This window comes from Pseudomonas sp. D(2018), from assembly GCF_005502555.1.
In the GTDB taxonomy this organism is placed as follows: domain Bacteria; phylum Pseudomonadota; class Gammaproteobacteria; order Pseudomonadales; family Pseudomonadaceae; genus Metapseudomonas; species Metapseudomonas resinovorans.
This window is the reverse complement of sequence record NZ_SCOK01000007.1, coordinates 25,240-42,950: the sequence shown is the minus strand read 5'-3', so window position 1 is coordinate 42,950 and position 17,711 is coordinate 25,240. Positions and strand designations below refer to the sequence as shown.

Here is a 17,711-nt window from a genome sequence, read left to right as displayed (position 1 = left end):
CTCACTCAGTAATTGCGTGGGTGTCCGGCTTGGCGAACGCTTGCGATGACTTGGGGTAGCGCTGGGAATCAACGGGAGGACAGGTTCTCGCGCATCTTGCGCAGCGCACTGGCGAGTGCATCGGCTTCAGCCCCGGAGAGATTGCGCAGTGCGTCGGCATGCGTGGCGGCGGCGACCTCGCGGATATCCAGCAGGGCCTGCTCGGCCTTTTCCCTCAGGTAGAGGCGGTAGGCGCGGCGGTCCACGGGATCGGGCCGGCGCTCCACGAGTCCGGCCTGTTCCAACTGGTCGAGCAGCCGGGCGAGGGTGATGGGTTTGACCTCCAACTGGTCGGCCAGCTCCACCTGGCGGCAGCCCTCGTTGCGCGAAATATGGGCCAGGGCGCGGGCCTGGCTGAGTGTCAGCGTGCTGCCGGTGAGGCGCCGCTCGAAGGACCTGCGCATCAGCCGGGAGACATCGGCGAGGAGAAAGCCGAAGTTCTCGTCACGAGGGGGCATTGGAAGGTCTCCATATGATAAGCGGTGCTGACTATAGGGGCGTGCTCGTGAGGCCGTCAAAAGCCCGAGAACGACGTCGTTGGATTACGTACCCGAATGCCGTGCGCGGCTAGCCTGCACTGCCCGATGGGCTGGCACTCGCAACTGCGCCAGCAGGTAGTCGGCGAACGCCGGTGAGAAGGGCTGCAGGGCGATGGCGCGTTCCATGCAGCCCAGCCAGGCAGCGCTGAGGGATTCGTCGATTGGCCATTGGGCGTGAAAGGACGGAATGGAGATGGAACCGTACTTCTCGCTGAACAGCTTTGGCCCGCCCAGCCAGCCGCTGAGGAAGCAGGCCAGCTTGTCGCGGGACAGTTCCAGGCTTTCCGGGTGCAGGCGGCGCAGGTCGGCCGCTTCGGGCAGCTCGTCCATCAGGCGGTAGAAGTCGTCGACCAGCCGGCGCAGGCCGTCGATGCCACCGGCGGCCTGGTAGGAGGCGTCACCGGTGCCGAAGGGGGGAGTCGTATTCATGGAAGGGCCGTCAGAAGAGCGAGGAGGCATCATACTCGCCGGGCCACGGGATGTTCATCCGCCTCGTCGGCGCGCTCTTCGAGGAATTCGGTGGGCTCGGTGCCGTTGGCGTTGAGCTGGAAGATGCGCGTCGGCCGGCCCTCCAGATCGAAGAACACCTGGCCAAGGCCTGCGGAATTCCACAGCCGCTCACCGGCCTTGCTGTGCTCCGGCGTGCGCGGCATCACCTTCATCGGGCGGCGCTTGGTGAACCAGTTCAGCGGCGAGCGCGGCGAGTAGAGCCAGCGGTTGAGGCGGTCGAACACATCCAGCAGGCGGCGCGGGAATTCGTTCTTGATGCCGCTGCTGGTGATCTGCCAGATCTTCGGGCCTTGCTGGCGATGGCGGATCAGCACTTCGTAGACGAAGGAATAGTGCACGTCGCCGGAGAGAATCACGTAGGAGCCCGGCGTGCGCGAGTGGCGGAAGATGTTGAGGATCACCTGGGCCGCGCCGCGGTGGGCCATCCAGTTCTCCGCGTCCACCAGCAGCGGGTGGCCCAGCCAGCTGAACACCCGCTGTACCGTCTCGATCAGCTTGACCCCGAATACCGGGGCCGGTGACACGATGATGGCCGAAGGGTGGTCCAGCAGGTCCTGCTGCAGCTCGCTCAATGCTTCCCAGTCCAGCAGGCCAGAGGGGCGCTTGAGATTGATTTCGCTGCGCCAGCGGCGGGTACGGGTGTCCAGCACCACCAGCGCCGGCGTAGTAGGCAGCACGTATTGCCAGCGGTTGAAGGTGATCAGGCGGTCGATCAGTCCATCCAGGGTCGTGCTGTTCAGGGTGTTGTCATCAGCGGCCGTGGCGGCCAGCGACTCGGTCCGGTCCAGCAGTTCGGCGAAGGCGGCCGGATCGTTGCCCCAGCCCTGGCAGAGCATATAGGCCAGCAGCGCATTGCCGATGATGCGTTTGGAGAACGGATGGCCGTAGGCGGTCTGCTCCCACTGGGCCGAAAGGTTCCAGTCGTCGGTGATGTCGTGGTCGTCGAAGATCATCAGCGTCGGCAGGTGGGCGAACACGCGCGCGGCACCGGGAAGCCCCGCTCGGAAACCCTCCAGGCGCGACTCTTCCAGGCGGTAGCGCTCGGCCTTCTTGGGCGCCAGGACGGGAATCTGCGATTCGATCAGCGTCCAGGGCACGGGCGACCAGACCAACAAGTACATGGCCAGTACTTCGGCCAGGGTCACCAGATGGTTCTCGGCGTTGCTGCTGGTGAAGATGGGTTTGCGTGCGCCGCCAAAGAAACGCTCGCGCAGCGTTTCGTTGCTTTCCAGCGCGGGCAGCAGGTCGGCCCGGTGGTAGTAGCCAGCAGGGTGCGCATACAGCGCCCTGCTGTCGCTCACCACGGCGCCGTCCAGGCGTTCATCGAACAGCCCGAGTCGTGCAATCAACTGATGGATGGCCCGCAGCATGGGACCGGCGACGTCGTCGGTGTAAACCTGGTCGCCGCTCAGCATCAGCAGGGCGGGTCGCTGTTCAGGTGCGGGCCCAGCTGCCAGTAGGCGATCGGCGCAGAGCAGGCCGTCATCCGCTGGGTAGTGTGGCTTGCGGCAGGAGCCATGAAGCAGCTGGTCGATGCGCGAGCGTAGGACGAAGCCGGGCTGGCTCGCCTCGTCGTAAATCAGATGAGGCGCCCACTCGGCAATACCGGCGCCGTCGATCAACAGGTCGTAGTCGATCTGCTGGTCCAGGGGCAGCGAGGTCTCCAGCCGCAGGTCGATCAAGTGCAAGTAGGCGTGCCGCCCGAAGGGGATCACCCGACAGCAGTCCGCGCCCAGCGGGTACTCGACGCCCCCTTCCAGGGAGAGGCGCAGCGTTGGCGCCAGCCTGCGCGAGCCGACCAGCCAGAACACCAGGCGGCGGGCTTCGATCCGGCGCAGCATGGGGCCGGCGAGAACGGGAGGGAGGTGTTCCTGGGAGAGGGCAGCGGACATTGGAACATCGGGCCTGTGCGAGCGAGCGCTACAGGATACCGCGAGTGGCATCGGGGCTCCGAAAAGGCTTGAAAAAAACTCACCCGAGTAGTGCGTTTAAATCGTTTGGCAGTTTCCGCCTGCGCTTCTAGCATGCTTCGGATACCCCGCGCTGGCGCCTCGGAGCCGCCAGCCACCCAGTCCTGATGGAACGGCCTACCTACGGAGGCACCCCATGCTTCAGGTTCTGCTTGTCGACTACCCAGGCACGCCACCCGAAGCCCACTCAGGCGCTCCTTGATCAATCCCTTCCCCTGCCTTTGCTTCCGGGGCCGCCGTATTGCCCTGGCGAACCGTGCAATGCCCGTGCAGACGGGCTCCTGATGAAAACCAACAGGAGGCGATATGGCCCTCACCTTGAAAATCAATGGCGCCGAGCACAGCGTCGACGTCGATCCTGATACGCCGTTGCTGTGGGTGCTACGTGACGTGCTGGGCATGACCGGCACCAAGTTCGGCTGTGGCATGGCCCTGTGCGGCGCCTGCACCGTGCACATGAACGGCGCGGCGGTGCGCTCCTGCCTGATGCCCGTGAGCAGTATGGTGGGTGCGGAAATCACCACCATCGAGGGTATCGGCGACACCGAAGTAGGCAAGCGTGTCCAGGACGCCTGGCTGGCCCAGGAGGTGGTGCAGTGCGGCTACTGCCAATCGGGGCAGATCATGTCTGCCGCTGCATTGCTGGCCAGCAACCCCAATCCCGGCGATGCGGAAATCGACGGCGCCATGTCCGGCAATATCTGCCGTTGTGGCACTTACCTGCGCATCCGCGAGGCCATCAAGGTGGCGGCTGGGCCGCAACCGGCGAAAGGGGAGGGCGCAGCATGAACGACGTCAGCGCAATCACCGACCTCGGCCTCAGCCGTCGGGGCTTTCTCAAGGCCAGCGCCGCGGTGGGTGGCGGCCTGCTGATCAGCTTCACCGTGCCGGGCCTGATGGGCGATGCACGGGCCGCAGAGGGTGAGTTCAGTCCGAACGCCTACATCCGCATCGATCGCAGCGGCAAGGTGTTCTTCATCATTCAGCCCGTGGAAATGGGCCAGGCCACGTACACCTCGATGCCCGCGCTGATCGCCGAAGAGCTGGAAGTAGCCCTCGACCAGGTGGTGATCGAGCACGCTCCGGCCGACGACAAGCGCTACGCCAACCCCATGTTGGGCTTCCAGGTTACCGGTGGCTCGACATCGGTACCGGCGAACTGGGTCCCCTTGCGCCAGGCTGGCGCCACTGCACGCACCCTGCTGGTGATGGCGGCAGCGCAGCAGTGGTCGGTGCCGGTCGAGAGCTGCAAGGCTGAGAACGGCGTCGTGGTGCACGCGGAAAGCGGGCGCAAGCTGGGCTACGGCGAACTGGTGGACGCCGCCGCGAAGCTGCCGATGCCGGGCGAGGTTGCCCTGAAGGAGCCGGCCCAGTTCAAGCTGATTGGCACGCCGGCCAAGCGCACCGATGGCCCCGACAAGGTCCGGGGCAAGGCCATGTACGGCATCGACGCCCGTCCCGAGGGTGTGAAGGTCGCAGCGCTGACCATCTGCCCGGTCTTGGGCGGCACCTTGGCCGAGGTGGACGAAGCGCCGGCCATGGCGGTCAAGGGCGTACGCAAGGTGGTGCGGACGAACAACGCGGTGGCGGTGATTGCCGATCACACCGGCGCGGCACGCAAAGGCTTGGCAGCGTTGCAGATCAAGTGGAACGAGGGTGAAAACGCCAAGCTTTCCAGTGCCGACCTGCTGAAGAACATCGCGGAGGCGTCCAAGGCAGAGGGGGTGCAGGCCCGTGCCGAGGGCAATGTGCAGGAGGCCATGAGCAAGGCGGCGAAGAAGGTCGAGGTGACCTACCAGGTGCCGTTCCTCGCCCACGCCTGCATGGAGCCGGTCAACTGCACGGCCCATGTGCGCAAGGACGGTTGCGACCTCTGGCTTGGCATCCAGGTGCCAACCAGGGCCAAGACCCTGGCGGCACAGCTCACCGGTTTGCCCGAAGAGGCGGTGCAGGTGCATAACCAGCTGCTGGGCGGAGGTTTCGGTCGGCGCCTGGAAACCGACTTCGTCGGCCATGCGGTGGAGATCGCCAAGCAGGTGGATTACCCGGTGAAGGTCATCTACTCCCGGGAAGAAGACACCCGCCACAGTACCTTGCGGCCTTTCCACTACAACCACCTGTCGGCCGGCCTGGACGAGCAGGGACGACCCATCGCCTGGACCCACAAGGTCACCGGCGGGTCCATCATCGCGCGCTGGGCGCCGGACCGATTCAAAAACGGGGTCGATGGCGATGCCGTGCGCGATGCCTGCGGGCCCTACGGCTTTCCCAACCTCGCCGTGCATTACGTGCGCCATGATCCGCCGAAGGGCATCACCCCCGCTTTCTGGCGCGGCGTGGGGCACACCCAGAACGCCTTCATGGTGGAAGGCTTCATGGATGAGCTGGCGGTGATGAACAAGGCCGACCCATTCACCTACCGTGCTCCGTTGCTGGAGAAACACCCGAGGGCGCTGAAGGTGCTGGAAACCCTGCGCGAGAAATCCGGCTGGGATTCACCCCTGCCAGCCGGGCACGGCCGTGGCGTTGCGCTGACCTACTGCTTCGGCACCTACGCGGCGCAAGTGGCGGAGGTGAGCGTGGATGCCAGCGGTACGGTGAAGGTGAACAAGGTGATCGGCGTGGTGGATTGCGGCATTCCCATCAACCCGGACTCGGTGGTGGCGCAAATGCAGAGTGGCACCGTCTTCGGGTTGACGGCAGCGCTGTTCGGCAACATTACCTTCAAGGACGGCAGGGTCGAGCAGGGCAACTTCGACAGTTACCGACTGCTGCGTATCAACGAGGTCCCACCCATCGAGACCCACATCATCAACAGCGGCGAGTCCCCCGGTGGCCTGGGCGAAGTGTCCACCGTGATCATCGCCCCGGCGGTGGTGAATGCCATTTACGCCGCGACCGGCAAGCGCCTGCGCAGCCTGCCGATCGACCCGGCGCAGTTGAAGCAGGCCTGAGGCGGAGGGCTCACCGATGCCTCTGGATCGGTGAGCCCGACGTCAAACCGGGAAGAGAATGCCCGTGCGCGATGCTGCGTTGCGGATGTGTTCCTGCATCGCTTTCTGTGCCGGACCGCAGGCGTGGCGGGCGAGGTGGCGGAGGATCTTGCGGTGCTCCTGCCAGGTTTCCATGGCCCGCTCGGGGCGGATGAAGGGAAGCTTCTGGCTCTCCAGGAAAATGTCCTGGCTGGCGGTGATGATCTGCAGCATGGCGCGGTTGCCGCTGGCTTCCAGCAAACGCCTATGAAATTCGAAGTCGAGGCGTGCGGCCGCCTCGAAGTCGGCGGCACGGAGTTCCTGGCGCATGGCCGCTACATTGGCCTCCAACTGGTCGATGTCTTCGGCGGTCAGGGAAATGGCGGCCTGGCCGGCTGAGAAGCCTTCCAGCACATAGCGCAGCTGGAAGGTATCCGCGGCCGAAACCTGCTCGGCATAAGGCCAGGAGAAACCCTGGGGCGCGGTGCGCACGGTCGGTGATGGCGTCTGGACGAACACGCCCTTGCCAGGCTGCACGCTGATCAGGCCCAGGGCGCTGAGTGAGGACAGCGCTTCGCGCAGGGACGCACGGCTGACGCCAAGCTGCTCGGCCAGGTCGCGTTGCGAGGGCAGGGCGTCGCCCGCTTGATAACCCCCATCGCGAATCAGTTTCTGGATGGCCTGCAGGGCAATTTCGGGGACTGCGCGAGGGATGGTGTCGAGCATGCTGTTCAGACCAGTTGGTTCGTCGAATGGACATCTTTTAAGGCCGGAAAGGTGCACTTTGCAAGCGTTGCACCGGCCTGGCGCACGGCTGGAAGCCGCTGCACAAAAGGGGAACACGGGGTCGATTGACCAAGTGGTCAGCAACTTCAACTGTTCAGACCAGTAAGACCTTGTGCCTGCTGGCTTTAACGATTCAGCCCGGTTTCCCGACCGCGTGCTGGCATGGGCTGTGCACTGGGGCCTGACAGGAAAATCGTCCTGCCATCTACCCCGAGGTAAGCCCCCATGCGTAAATTCCGGAACCTTCTGCTGGCGACTCTTCTTTGCGGCGGCACGCTGGCCCAGCCCATCGCCCAGGCGGATGCGCTGAGTGATATCAGCGAGCGCGGCGTACTGAAGGTGGCGGTGCCCCAGGACTTCCCGCCCTTCGGTTCCGTCGGGCCTGACCTCAAGCCACGCGGCCTGGATATCGACACCGCGCAACTGCTGGCCGACAAACTGGGAGTGAAGCTGGCGCTGACGCCCGTCAACAGCACCAACCGCATTCCGTTCCTCACCACCGGCAAGGTGGATCTGGTGATCTCCAGCCTGGGCAAGAACGCCGAGCGCGAAGCGGTGATCGATTTCTCCACGCCTTACGCGCCTTTCTACCTGGCGGTGTTCGGTCCCGAGGACGTCGCCATCACCGCGCTCGAAGCACTTTCGGGCAAGACCATCAGCGTTACCCGGGGCTCGATCGAGGATATGGAGTTGAGCGCCGTGGCACCCAAGGACGCCACCATCAAGCGCTTCGAGGACAACAACTCCACGATTGCCGCCTACCTGGCCGGGCAGGTTGATCTGATCGCCAGCGGCAGTGTGGTGATGGCGGCCATCGCCGCGAAGAACCCGGCCAAGGTGCCGGCGCTGAAGGTCAAGCTGAAGGACTCTCCGGTTTACATCGGCCTGGCCAAGAACGAGCCGGCGCTGCTGCAGAAGGTCAACGCGATCATCACTGAGGCCAAGGCCGATGGCAGCCTCAATCGCAACGCCGAGAAGTGGCTGAAGCAGCCGCTGCCTGCCGACCTCTGAGCCACTGCTGCCGGAGGTCCATCCATGGCGTATCAATTCGATTTCCTGCCGGTGCTGCAGCAGGGTGACCTGCTGCTCAAGGGCGCGATCTTCACCCTGGAGCTGACCGTCATCGGGACATTGCTCGGCGTCGCCATCGGTGTGGTCGGCGCCGCGGTGCGGGCCTGGCGCCTGCGACCGTTCGACTGGGTGTTCGGTGCCTATGTGGAGCTGATCCGCAACACGCCTTTCATCGTGCAGTTGTTCTTCATCTTCTTCGGCCTGCCTTCGCTGGGCATTCGTCTCAGCGAATGGCAGGCGGCCGTGCTGGCGATGGTGATCAACCTCGGTGCCTATTCGACGGAGATCATTCGCGCCGGCATCCAGGCGATCCCCAAGGGGCAGCTGGAGGCCGCGGCGGCCCTGGCCATGAGCCGGTTCGAGGCATTTCGCTACGTGGTCATCCAGCCCGCGCTGGGCAAGGTCTGGCCAGCGCTGTCCAGTCAGATCGTGATCGTGATGCTGGGTTCGGCGGTGTGCTCGCAGATCGCCACGGAGGAACTGTCCTTCGCCGCCAACTTCATCCAGTCGCGCAACTTCCGCGCGTTCGAAACCTACCTGCTGACCACGGCCCTGTACCTGGTCATGGCCATCCTGTTGCGCCAGGTACTGGCCTGGGCCGGCAACCGCCTGATCATGGGGAGGCGCTGATGGATTTCACCCTTTGGGACATCGTCCGCAACCTGGTCACCGGGCTGCAGTGGACCCTGCTGTTGTCGCTGGTGGCCTTCGTCTGCGGCGGTATCGCTGGCCTGCTGGTGCTGCTGGCGCGCATTTCCGGGAACTTCACGCTGCGCACCCTGGCGCGTGGCTACATCGAGTTGTTCCAGGGCACGCCGCTGCTGATGCAGCTGTTCATGGTGTTCTTCGGAATTGCCTTGTTCGGCATCGACGTCTCCGCCTGGGCGGCGGCCGCGGTGGCACTGACGCTGTTCACCAGCGCCTTCCTCGCCGAAATCTGGCGTGGTTGCGTCGAGTCCATTCCGCGCGGCCAGTGGGAGGCATCCGCAAGCCTGGCCATGAGCCGGCTGGAGCAATTGCGCCATGTGGTGCTGCCCCAGGCGCTGCGCATTGCCATCGCACCGACCGTGGGTTTCTCGGTACAGGTGGTGAAAGGCACGGCGGTGACCTCCGTCATCGGCTTTACCGAACTGACCAAGACCGGCGGCATGCTCGCCAATGCCACCTTCGAACCCTTCCTGATCTACGGCCTGGTCTCCCTGGGTTATTTCATCCTTTGCTATCCGCTCTCGCTGAGCGCACGTCACCTGGAGAGGAGGCTGCATGTCCCTGCTTAGAGTTTCCGCACTGCACAAGTACTACGGCGACAACCATGTGCTGAAGGGTATCGACCTCAGCATTGAAGAGGGCGAGGTGGTCGCCATCATTGGCCGCAGCGGTTCCGGCAAGAGCACGCTGCTGCGCACGCTCAATGGCCTGGAATCCATCAACGACGGTGTGATCGAGGTGGACGGCGAATACCTGGACGCCGGCAGGGCGGACCTGCGCTCGCTGCGCCAGAAGGTCGGCATGGTGTTCCAGCAGTTCAATCTCTTTCCCCACCTGACGGTGGGCGAGAACGTGATGCTCGCGCCCCAGGTGGTGAAGAAACTCGGCAAGGCGGAGGCGCGGGCCCTCGCCGAAGAGATGCTGGCCCGGGTCGGCCTGGCGGAAAAGGTCGACGCCTACCCGGATCGTCTGTCTGGTGGGCAGCAGCAGCGGGTGGCGATTGCGCGTGCGCTGGCGATGTCGCCCAAGGTGCTGCTTTGCGACGAGATCACCTCAGCCCTGGACCCGGAACTGGTCAACGAAGTGCTCGGCGTGGTCCGCCAATTGGCCAGCGAAGGCATGACCCTGATCATGGTGACCCACGAGATGCGCTTCGCTCGTGAAGTCGGCGACAAGCTGGTGTTCATGCACCACGGCAAAGTGCACGAGGTGGGTGATCCGCGAACCCTGTTCAGCGCCCCGCAGACGCCGGAGCTGGCCAACTTCATCGGCATGGTGGAGCAGTAGCATCCCATCCGTCCTGCCGGCTGCAGGGTTACACGCGCCAGGCCCCTGTCCTGGCGCAGTAATTCGTTCACTCTTTGGTATGACTTTCAGAATCACTACTTCTCCGGTTACGGAGGGGTGGGGTGATTGAATAGCGTTGGCCTCCTCGCAATGCCCATCTGGTAGAGGCCAATGAAAACAACAAGAAAGACCTGCACATCCTTCTATCCCCACGCGCTGGCTGCCGCCGTCGCAGCGAGCATCGCGCTTCCGGCGGGAGCGGTGAGCTTCAACGTCGGTGAAATCGAAGGCCAGTTCGACTCTTCCCTGTCCGTGGGGGCCAGCTGGTCCATGCGCGGGGCCGATCCCGACCTGATCGGATCGAACAATGGTGGGGACGGCCTGTCGCAAACCTCCGACGACTCCCACCTCAACTTCAAGAAGGGCGAGACCTTCTCGAAGATCTTCAAGGGCATTCACGACCTCGAACTGAAGTACGGCGATACCGGCGTTTTCCTGCGCGGCAAGTACTGGTACGACTTCGAACTGAAGGATGAAGACCGCCTGTTCAAGGACATCGACGACAGCGGCCGCAAGGAAGGCGCCAAGTCCTCCGGTGCCCAGTTGCTGGACGCCTTCATCTACCACAACTACACCATCGCCGACCTGCCGGGCAGCGTGCGCCTGGGCAAGCAGGTGGTGAGCTGGGGCGAGAGCACCTTCATCCAGAACGGCATCAACGCGATCAACCCGATCGACGTCTCCGCGTTCCGTCGTCCGGGCGCCGAGATCAAGGAAGGCCTGATTCCGGTCAACATGTTCTACGTGTCCCAGAGCCTGACCGACAACCTGTCCGCCGAGGCCTTCTATCAACTGGAATGGGACCAGACCGTCGTCGACAACTGCGGCACCTTCTTCGCCCAGCCGGATATCGTGGCTGACGGTTGCGACGACAACCTTCGCGTACTGCGGTCGGCCTCGTCTCTCGGGCCGGCGCTCGGGCTCCTGACGGCCCGAGGAATCGATGTCAACCAGGAGGGCGTACTGGTTCGCCGTGGTGCCGACCGCGATGCCGACGACAGCGGCCAATGGGGTACCGCGCTGCGCTACTTCTTCGAACCGCTGGACACTGAATTCGGCGCCTACTTCATCAACTACCACAGCCGGACGCCGATCTTCAGCGGCGCTGCGCCGTCACAAGCCGTATTCATCGATTCGGCGGGGCTGGGAGCCCTGGCGCCCCTGGCCGTGGCCGGTCGCTCCAACTACTTCATGGAGTATCCCGAGGATATCCGCCTCTACGGCCTGAGCTTCTCCACCACGCTGCCCACCGGCACCGCCTGGAGCGGTGAGCTCAGCTACCGCCCCAATGTGCCGGTCCAGTTGAACTCCACCGACATCCTGTTTTCCGGCGTTGGGCCGCTGGCCGCGCTCAGCCCGGCATTCGCCGCCTTCGGCAATGCCTCGGTGCTGGATGGCACGCCAGGCCAGGACCTGCATGGTTATCGCCGCAAGGAAATCACCCAGTTCCAGACCACCTTTGTGCAGTTCTTCGATCAGGTCATGGGCGCCGAGCGCCTGACCCTGGTGGGCGAAATCGGCGTTTCCCACGTCGGCGGCCTGGAAAGCACCCGCAAGGCGCGCTACGGGCGTGACCCGGTCTATGGTCCAGGTCCGCTGCCAGCAACTGGCCCGGTCAACACCTGCCTGGCCTTGAACGCCAGCACGCTGGGCAGTGCCACCGCCGAGAACGTCAGCAAGTACTGCGAGGACGATGGCTTCGTCACCAGTACGGCCTGGGGTTATCGCATGCGTGCGGTGTGGGACTACAACGACGTGTTCGCCGGCGTGAACCTCAAGCCCAGCGTGGCCTGGTCCCACGATGTCGACGGCTACGGCGCCAACGGCGCCTTCAACGAGGGCAACAAGGCCGTCAGCCTGGGCCTGGATGCCGACTACCAGAACACCTACAGCGCCAGCCTTTCCTACACCGATTTCTTCGGTGGCACATACAACACCTCGATCGACCGCGATTTTCTCGCGCTCAGCGTCGGGATGAGCTTCTAAGCGCTGCACCAGAAGTAGAGGACAAAGACCAATGAACAAGAAAAGACTGATGCAATCCGGTGCCTTGGCACTGAGCCTGCTGGCGACCAGCGTCATGGCCAAGGTCTCCCCGGATGAGGCCGCGAAGCTCGGTACCAGCCTGACCCCGATTGGCGCAGAGAAGACCGCTAACGCCGATGGCAGCATTCCCGAGTGGACCGGCGGCTTGCCGCAGACTGCCGGCAGCGTCGATGCCAAGGGCTTCCTCTCCGACCCTTTCGCCGATGAGAAGCCGCTGTTCACCATCACCGCGAGCAACGCCGAGCAGTACAAGGACAAGCTATCGGCCGGTCAGATGGCGATGTTCAAGCGCTATCCGGACACCTACAAGATCCCGGTGTACAAGACCCACCGCAGTGCGGCGCTCCCGGACAACATCTACGCCGCGGCCAGGACCAGCGCGTTGAATACCGAAGGCGTGGATGGTGGTAACGGCCTGAAGGGCTTCAGTGACAGTCGTTACTATGCGTTCCCGATTCCCAAGAGCGGTGTCGAGGTGGTGTGGAACCACAGCACCCGTTACCGCGGCGGTAACATCAAGCGTTACATGACCCGTGTGCAGCCGCAGTCCAACGGCGCCTTCAGCATGGTCCAGTTCACCGACGAGGTGTCGTACCCCGCGAACCTGCCGGACATGGACAAGAACAAGGCCGAGAACGTCCTGTTCTTCTTCATCCAGAACGTGACCGCTCCGGCGCGCCTGGCCGGCAACGTGCTGCTGGTCCACGAGACCATCGACCAGGTCAAGGAACCGCGCCTGGCGTGGCTCTACAACGCCGGTCAGCGCCGCGTGCGCCGTGCGCCGCAGGTGGCCTACGACGGCCCGGCGACCGCCGCCGACGGTCTGGCCACCTCGGACAACTACGACATGTTCAACGGCGCGCCGGACCGTTACACCTGGGAGCTGGTCGGGAAGAAGGAGATGTACATCCCCTACAACGCCTACAAGCTTGATTCGCCGAGCCTCAAGTACAAGGACATCATCCGTCCGGGCCACATCAACCAGGACCTGACCCGCTACGAGCTGCATCGCGTGTGGGAAGTGGTGGCCAAGCTCAAGACGGGCGAGCGCCACATCTATGCCACCCGCCACATGTACTTCGACGAAGACAGCTGGCAGCTGGCGCTGGTCGATCACTACGACGGTCGCGGCCAGCTGTGGCGCGTCGGTGAAGGCCATGTCCAGCAGTACTACCACAAGCAGGTGCCGGGCTATACCGCCGAAACCCTGTATGACCTGATCTCCGGCCGCTACTCGGTACTGGGCCTGAAGAACGAGGAGAAACAGAGCTACGAGTTCGGCGCCACGGCGTCCGCGTCGGCCTACACGCCGGCAGCCCTGCGCCAGGCCGGTATCCGCTGATTCGCAACTGAACGCTACACCCGTGTGTTTTGCGGCCCTCCGGGGCCGCTTTTTCGTTGGTAAAAGCGGCCATTGCGCAATCTCCTCACGCTCTGCAAGGATGGTTCAATCATCGATCAGGAAGCGTATGTGTCCATGGCACAACCGCCGCTCAATGCCGACCTGCCTCGGCTACCGCCGCTCCACATTCCCCGTCCACGCCTGCGCGATGCCCTGCTGGAGGCCGATTGCCGGTTGCGCCTGCTGTGCGCCACGGCCGGCAGCGGCAAGAGCGTCCTCCTTGGCGAGTGCATGCGGCAGTGCCCAACCGATACCCGACTGGTTTACCTCGACCTGCGTGGCCAGCGCCTGGATGCGAAGGCATTTCTGCAGCGCCTGGCGGACGCGCTGGGCCTGGCGACGGCCGACCTCGACGCGATCATGCAGCACCTGCATGCGGAGGAGCAGCCTTGCTGGCTGGTGCTGGACGACTATCCGCGCCTGACCGCCAGCGAGCTGGATCGGGCGCTCAACGAACTCATCCTCGGTTCGTCGAATCGCACGCGCTGGTGGGTTGCCGGTCGTCGCCGCCCGCTACTGCAACTGGCCCGTCTACTGCTGGATGGCGAACTGTTCGAGCTGGGCGGCCATGAGTTGGCGTTCTGCGAAGGCGAACTGGCCGAGTTGCTGCAACGGATCGGCCATCACTGGCCACGCCCGGCGGTCCTGGGACTGATGGAGCAATCCCAGGGCTGGTGTGCCGGGATCTGCCTGCGCCTGCTCGGGCTCAAGCCCGGCCAGCAGGCCGCGCTGGATGGCGGTAATGCCCTGGTGCTGGAATACCTCAGGCGCGAAGTGCTTGATGAACTCCCCGCTGACTGGCTGCAGGCGTTGTGCAGCCTGGCGCAGTTTCCGCAGTTCGACCGGGGCCTGTGCGAGCAACTGCTGGGCATGGGCGAGGGCGCAGAATTGCTCGACCGTCTACTCGAATGTGGCCTGTTCATCGAGCCCGTCGACCAGGAGGGAAAACTGCTGCGGGTGCAGCGGACGTTCGCGCCGCTGCTGGCCGAGCAGTTGCCCGGCAACCTGGCCAAGTCGCTGTTCCGCAAGGCCTGCCAGTGGTACATCGGCCTGGAGCAGATAGGCCCGGCGCTGGAATACGCGTTCAAGGCGGAACAACCGGAAGTGGCTGCCAGCCTGATGGAGCGCTATACCCAGGACCGCATGCTGCAGGGGAGCGACTTCGCCTTGCTGCTGGAGTGGCGCCGTGAGTTGCCGCTGTCGATGCTGACCAGCACCCCCCGACTGACCCTGATCAATGCCTGGCTGCTGCTGCTCAGCGGACGGCTCGAAGAGTCGCAGTACTTCATTGACGCGCTCGGTCGCTTCCTGCCGCAACCGGATGCACGTCGGCAGTTCGAGCTGATTGCCCAATGGAAGGCCTTGACGGGCAAGTTGGCGTTTCACCGCGGGGATGCCGAGCAGGCGCGGCCATTGGTGACTGAGGCGATTGCCGAACTGCCGGAGCAAGCCTGGTGCCAGCGCCTTCTGTGCGCGGTGCTGCAAGTCGAGCAGGCGCTGATCGAAGGTGATTTTCCGCGGGCCCAGGCGCTCAACCGGCAGGCCATCAAACAGGCCCGTGAGCACGGCAGCCTGGCCATCGAAAGCGTGCTCGCCCTGGAGTACGTGAAGCTATTGGAAGTCCGTGGCGAGCTGCTGCGTGCGGAAACCCTGCTGACCCGCCTGCACCAGGAGTTGAGCAGCGCCTGGGGGGCCGAGGACAGCCCCATCAAGGGGCGCGTGCAATTGCTGCGCGCCAGCCTGTTGTTGCAGCGTGGCTGCTATGCGGAGGCTGAAGCCGCTTTCGAATCCGGCGTGCGCGAGTGCCAGGCCTGCGCCGATCCGGCCGCCACCTGGGGTTACCTGGGGTTGGCCGAACTGGATGCATTGCACAGCGACATTTCGGGCGCCTTCGCGCGCATCGCCGAAGCCGAGCGCTTGATGCAGTACGGCCGCATCAGCGTGCAGCTCTACCAGGGCCTGATCGTGCTGACCAAGGCGCGGCTCTGGCTGCACCAGGGCAATCACGTTCAGGCCGAAAAAGCGTTGCGCAATCAATTGGCCGTAGCCACTCAACTGCCGCCATTCGGCGCGCCAGAGCTGAATGTACGTCTGCGCCTGCTGCTGGCGCGCGCCTTGCTGGCCAGCGAAGCGGCAGAGGAGGCAGTGGACAGTCTCGCGGCCATCCACAGCTCGGCACTTGCCCAAGGACGACGTCCGCTGGCTTGCGAAGCCGGGTTCAGCCTGGCGGAGGCGTTGCACCGCTGCAACAGGCCGGCCCAGGCCCGACAGGTGCTGCTGGATGCCCTGGCCATGGCCCGGCAACTGGGGCTTGCCAGCCTCGAACGGGCATTCAGTCAGCGCAATCCGGCGATGATGCGCTGGGCCGGCAAGGGCGCCGGCAGCGTGGTCGAATGCGAGCCAGTCGCCTTGTTGAGCCGGCGCGAACTGGATGTGCTCAAGCTGATCGCGCAGGGCCATTCCAACCAGCAGATCGCCGAATCCCTGTTCATTTCCTTGCACACGGTCAAGACCCACGCACAGCGCATCAACCACAAGCTCGGGGTGGAGCGGCGCACGCAGGCCGTGATTCGCGCCAAGGAGTTGGGGCTGACCCAATGAGATGCTCGGAGTTCGTCACGCGACTGAGCTCCTAGCGCCTGCAATGCAGGTTTCTTCGTACGTGGCGCCACGGCGAATCCGTGGCGGCCTACGCTGTTTCGTTTGATAAAACCTCAATCAAAGGTGGTCTTTATATCGTTTGTCGGGCCTGCGCCCGATGTCGACCATAGCGCCTGTCCAGAGCCGTTTGCGCGGCTGAAAACAACAGGAGGTCGACATGAACCCGCTGCCATCCCTCTGGGGGGCCGATAGCCCCTCGCGCCTGCTTGGCTCCCGCCATATCGCCACCGGTGAACTGGTGTTCCCGATGCTGCCCAGCCACTCGCCACTGGCCGATCACTACCAGGTCGAGCTGCTGTCCGGTGAGGGCAGCCTGTACAGCTTCACCATCATCAACCCGAGCCCGAAGAGCGGCCTGGAACCTTTCGCCCTGGGTTACCTGGACCTGGAGGGTCCGGTGCGCCTGTTCGGCCGGATCACCGGCAACGAGCGCCCGGTGATCGGTGGCAGCTATCGCGTCCTGCCCGATGAAACCTATGGCTATGTGTTCGAATCCGTGGAGGCCCGCCCGTGAGCCAGATGCATGTAATGGGCGGTGCCATGACCCGCTTTGGCCGCCACCAGGGTGTGATGGCGCCGGAACTGGCGCAGCAGGCGATCCTCAAAGCGGTGGCCGACTCGGGACTCGCGCTGAAGGACATCCAGGCGATCTACTGCGCCAACGTCCTCGGCGGCATGATCCTCGGCCAGGTGATCCTGCGTGACCTCGGCCTGGACGGGATTCCCGTCTACAACATCGAGAACGCCTGCGCCAGCGGCGCCACTGCGGTGCACCTGGCGCGCCACGCGCTGCTCGCCGGGCAGTACGAGCGGGTGCTGGTGTTCGGTATCGAGCAGCTGACCCAACTGGGTGGCGGCACCATTCCGATGCAACGCAACGACGAGAAGACCGACCTGTTCGCCAAGGCCGGCATGGTGCTGCCAGCGGTCTATGCCATGCGCGCGACCCGTTTCATTCACGAGCGCGGTGCCAGCCCGGCTGACCTGGCCGGTATCGCGGTGAAGAACCGCTACCACGGTTCCTTGAACGAGTACGCCCAGCAGCGCACCGAAGTGACCCTGGAAGAGGTGCTGGGTTCGCGCATGATCGCCGACCCGCTGACCCTGCTGCAGTGCTGCCCGTCCCAGGTGGATGGCGCCGCCGCCCTGGTGCTGGGTACCAAGCCCGGCCCCCATGCGAAGGACGTCCGCGTACTGGGTTCGATCGTGGTTTCCGGCCTGCGTGAAGGTGCCCGCGACGACATCCTCGATGCCGAGATCACCGCCCGCGCCGCGCGCCTGGCCTATGAGCAGGCGGGCGTGGACCCGCGTGAGGTGGGCGTGGTCGAGCTGCACGACGCCTTCACCATCGCTGAGCTCCTTTATTACGAGGCCCTGGGCCTGGCACCGCATGGCGAAGCCGTCGCATTGCTGCATTCCGGTGCCACCCGCCTGGGCGGCCGGGTGCCGGTGAACCCCAGCGGCGGCCTGCTCGCCAAGGGGCACCCGCTGGGCGCTACCGGCGTGGCACAGATGGTCGAGCTGATGTGGCAGCTGCAGGGCCGCGCAACAGGCCGTCAGGCGGACAACAAGCCCACCATCGGCGTTGCCCAGTGCACCGGTGGCGGCATCGCCGGCGTCGACCATGCCGCGTCTTCCGTTCACGTACTGGGGGTGTGAG

At 64.5% G+C, this 17,711-nt stretch carries 15 protein-coding genes; 11 read left to right on the top strand and 4 right to left on the bottom strand.

The window, feature by feature from the left end; translation table 11 throughout:
• Nucleotides 1-68: 68 nt before the first annotated feature.
• The 3 genes from FFS60_RS07190 to FFS60_RS07180 all read right to left on the bottom strand — a co-directional run bounded on the left by FFS60_RS07190 (nucleotide 69) and on the right by FFS60_RS07180 (nucleotide 2,980).
• Complete coding sequence (locus FFS60_RS07190) at nucleotides 69-497, bottom strand: MarR family winged helix-turn-helix transcriptional regulator (protein WP_137821549.1); 429 nt, start codon at nucleotides 495-497, stop codon at nucleotides 69-71.
• Nucleotides 498-581: 84 nt separating this feature from the next.
• A complete protein-coding gene (locus FFS60_RS07185; RefSeq protein ID WP_171016497.1) occupies nucleotides 582-1,007 on the bottom strand; it encodes a group II truncated hemoglobin in 426 nt (141 codons plus the stop codon).
• 29 nt (nucleotides 1,008-1,036) lie between these two features.
• Nucleotides 1,037-2,980 (bottom strand): alkaline phosphatase D family protein, encoded by a 1,944-nt coding sequence (locus FFS60_RS07180; protein ID WP_137821548.1) that lies wholly within the window; start codon nucleotides 2,978-2,980, stop codon nucleotides 1,037-1,039.
• A 384-nt stretch (nucleotides 2,981-3,364) separates the two neighbouring features.
• Between FFS60_RS07180 and FFS60_RS07175 the strand changes: the two genes are divergently transcribed.
• Entirely contained in the window at nucleotides 3,365-3,847 is a 483-nt protein-coding gene (locus FFS60_RS07175) for a (2Fe-2S)-binding protein (RefSeq protein ID WP_028627987.1), read from the top strand.
• On the top strand, nucleotides 3,844-6,012 hold the full coding sequence (locus FFS60_RS07170) for a xanthine dehydrogenase family protein molybdopterin-binding subunit (protein WP_137821547.1): 2,169 nt from the start codon (nucleotides 3,844-3,846) through the stop codon (nucleotides 6,010-6,012). Before FFS60_RS07175 ends, FFS60_RS07170 begins: the two co-directional genes overlap by 4 nt.
• Nucleotides 6,013-6,054: 42 nt before the next feature.
• Here FFS60_RS07170 and FFS60_RS07165 read toward each other — a convergent pair whose 3' ends face one another.
• A complete protein-coding gene (locus FFS60_RS07165; RefSeq protein ID WP_137821546.1) occupies nucleotides 6,055-6,756 on the bottom strand; it encodes a FadR/GntR family transcriptional regulator in 702 nt (233 codons plus the stop codon).
• A 285-nt stretch (nucleotides 6,757-7,041) separates the two neighbouring features.
• On the opposite strand from FFS60_RS07165, the gene FFS60_RS07160 reads away from it, so the two are divergent.
• From FFS60_RS07160 to FFS60_RS07120, 9 genes are all read left to right on the top strand, one after another.
• A complete protein-coding gene (locus tag FFS60_RS07160; protein ID WP_028627984.1) occupies nucleotides 7,042-7,827 on the top strand; it encodes a transporter substrate-binding domain-containing protein in 786 nt (261 codons plus the stop codon).
• A gap of 24 nt (nucleotides 7,828-7,851) precedes the next feature.
• Complete coding sequence (locus tag FFS60_RS07155; RefSeq protein WP_028627983.1) at nucleotides 7,852-8,517, top strand: amino acid ABC transporter permease; 666 nt, start codon at nucleotides 7,852-7,854, stop codon at nucleotides 8,515-8,517.
• Nucleotides 8,514-9,164 carry an amino acid ABC transporter permease gene (locus tag FFS60_RS07150; protein ID WP_028627982.1) on the top strand — a complete coding sequence of 217 codons (651 nt, stop codon included), beginning with the start codon at nucleotides 8,514-8,516 and terminating at the stop codon, nucleotides 9,162-9,164. The genes FFS60_RS07155 and FFS60_RS07150 overlap by 4 nt, the downstream gene beginning before the upstream one ends.
• Nucleotides 9,151-9,882 carry an amino acid ABC transporter ATP-binding protein gene (locus tag FFS60_RS07145; protein ID WP_028627981.1) on the top strand — a complete coding sequence of 244 codons (732 nt, stop codon included), beginning with the start codon at nucleotides 9,151-9,153 and terminating at the stop codon, nucleotides 9,880-9,882. Before FFS60_RS07150 ends, FFS60_RS07145 begins: the two co-directional genes overlap by 14 nt.
• A gap of 171 nt (nucleotides 9,883-10,053) precedes the next feature.
• The gene (locus FFS60_RS07140) at nucleotides 10,054-11,928 is read left to right on the top strand and encodes a DUF1302 domain-containing protein (RefSeq protein ID WP_137821545.1); all 1,875 of its coding nucleotides are present in this window, start codon (nucleotides 10,054-10,056) and stop codon (nucleotides 11,926-11,928) included.
• A gap of 31 nt (nucleotides 11,929-11,959) precedes the next feature.
• Nucleotides 11,960-13,330, top strand: coding sequence for a DUF1329 domain-containing protein (locus tag FFS60_RS07135; protein WP_137821544.1), 1,371 nt, complete (start codon nucleotides 11,960-11,962; stop codon nucleotides 13,328-13,330).
• A gap of 135 nt (nucleotides 13,331-13,465) precedes the next feature.
• Nucleotides 13,466-15,991 carry a LuxR C-terminal-related transcriptional regulator gene (locus FFS60_RS07130; protein ID WP_137821543.1) on the top strand — a complete coding sequence of 842 codons (2,526 nt, stop codon included), beginning with the start codon at nucleotides 13,466-13,468 and terminating at the stop codon, nucleotides 15,989-15,991.
• Between the two features lie 217 nt (nucleotides 15,992-16,208).
• Complete coding sequence (locus tag FFS60_RS07125; RefSeq protein WP_137821542.1) at nucleotides 16,209-16,565, top strand: Zn-ribbon domain-containing OB-fold protein; 357 nt, start codon at nucleotides 16,209-16,211, stop codon at nucleotides 16,563-16,565.
• Between the two features lie 5 nt (nucleotides 16,566-16,570).
• Entirely contained in the window at nucleotides 16,571-17,710 is a 1,140-nt protein-coding gene (locus FFS60_RS07120) for a thiolase family protein (protein ID WP_256658051.1), read from the top strand.
• Nucleotide 17,711 lies beyond the last annotated feature (1 nt).

Bases quoted from the DNA above. Each gene is read 5' to 3' on its own strand.
- FFS60_RS07120 (WP_256658051.1), top strand. From the start codon at position 16,571: ATGCATGTAATGGGCGGTGCCATGACCCGCTTTGGCCGCCACCAGGGT.
- FFS60_RS07145 (WP_028627981.1), top strand. From the start codon at position 9,151: ATGTCCCTGCTTAGAGTTTCCGCACTGCACAAGTACTACGGCGACAAC.
- FFS60_RS07175 (WP_028627987.1), top strand. From the start codon at position 3,365: ATGGCCCTCACCTTGAAAATCAATGGCGCCGAGCACAGCGTCGACGTC.
- FFS60_RS07165 (WP_137821546.1), bottom strand. From the start codon at position 6,756: ATGCTCGACACCATCCCTCGCGCAGTCCCCGAAATTGCCCTGCAGGCC.
- FFS60_RS07155 (WP_028627983.1), top strand. From the start codon at position 7,852: ATGGCGTATCAATTCGATTTCCTGCCGGTGCTGCAGCAGGGTGACCTG.
- FFS60_RS07135 (WP_137821544.1), top strand. From the start codon at position 11,960: ATGAACAAGAAAAGACTGATGCAATCCGGTGCCTTGGCACTGAGCCTG.
- FFS60_RS07140 (WP_137821545.1), top strand. From the start codon at position 10,054: ATGAAAACAACAAGAAAGACCTGCACATCCTTCTATCCCCACGCGCTG.
- FFS60_RS07125 (WP_137821542.1), top strand. From the start codon at position 16,209: ATGAACCCGCTGCCATCCCTCTGGGGGGCCGATAGCCCCTCGCGCCTG.
- FFS60_RS07190 (WP_137821549.1), bottom strand. From the start codon at position 497: ATGCCCCCTCGTGACGAGAACTTCGGCTTTCTCCTCGCCGATGTCTCC.
- FFS60_RS07130 (WP_137821543.1), top strand. From the start codon at position 13,466: ATGGCACAACCGCCGCTCAATGCCGACCTGCCTCGGCTACCGCCGCTC.
- FFS60_RS07180 (WP_137821548.1), bottom strand. From the start codon at position 2,980: ATGTCCGCTGCCCTCTCCCAGGAACACCTCCCTCCCGTTCTCGCCGGC.
- FFS60_RS07170 (WP_137821547.1), top strand. From the start codon at position 3,844: ATGAACGACGTCAGCGCAATCACCGACCTCGGCCTCAGCCGTCGGGGC.
- FFS60_RS07185 (WP_171016497.1), bottom strand. From the start codon at position 1,007: ATGAATACGACTCCCCCCTTCGGCACCGGTGACGCCTCCTACCAGGCC.
- FFS60_RS07160 (WP_028627984.1), top strand. From the start codon at position 7,042: ATGCGTAAATTCCGGAACCTTCTGCTGGCGACTCTTCTTTGCGGCGGC.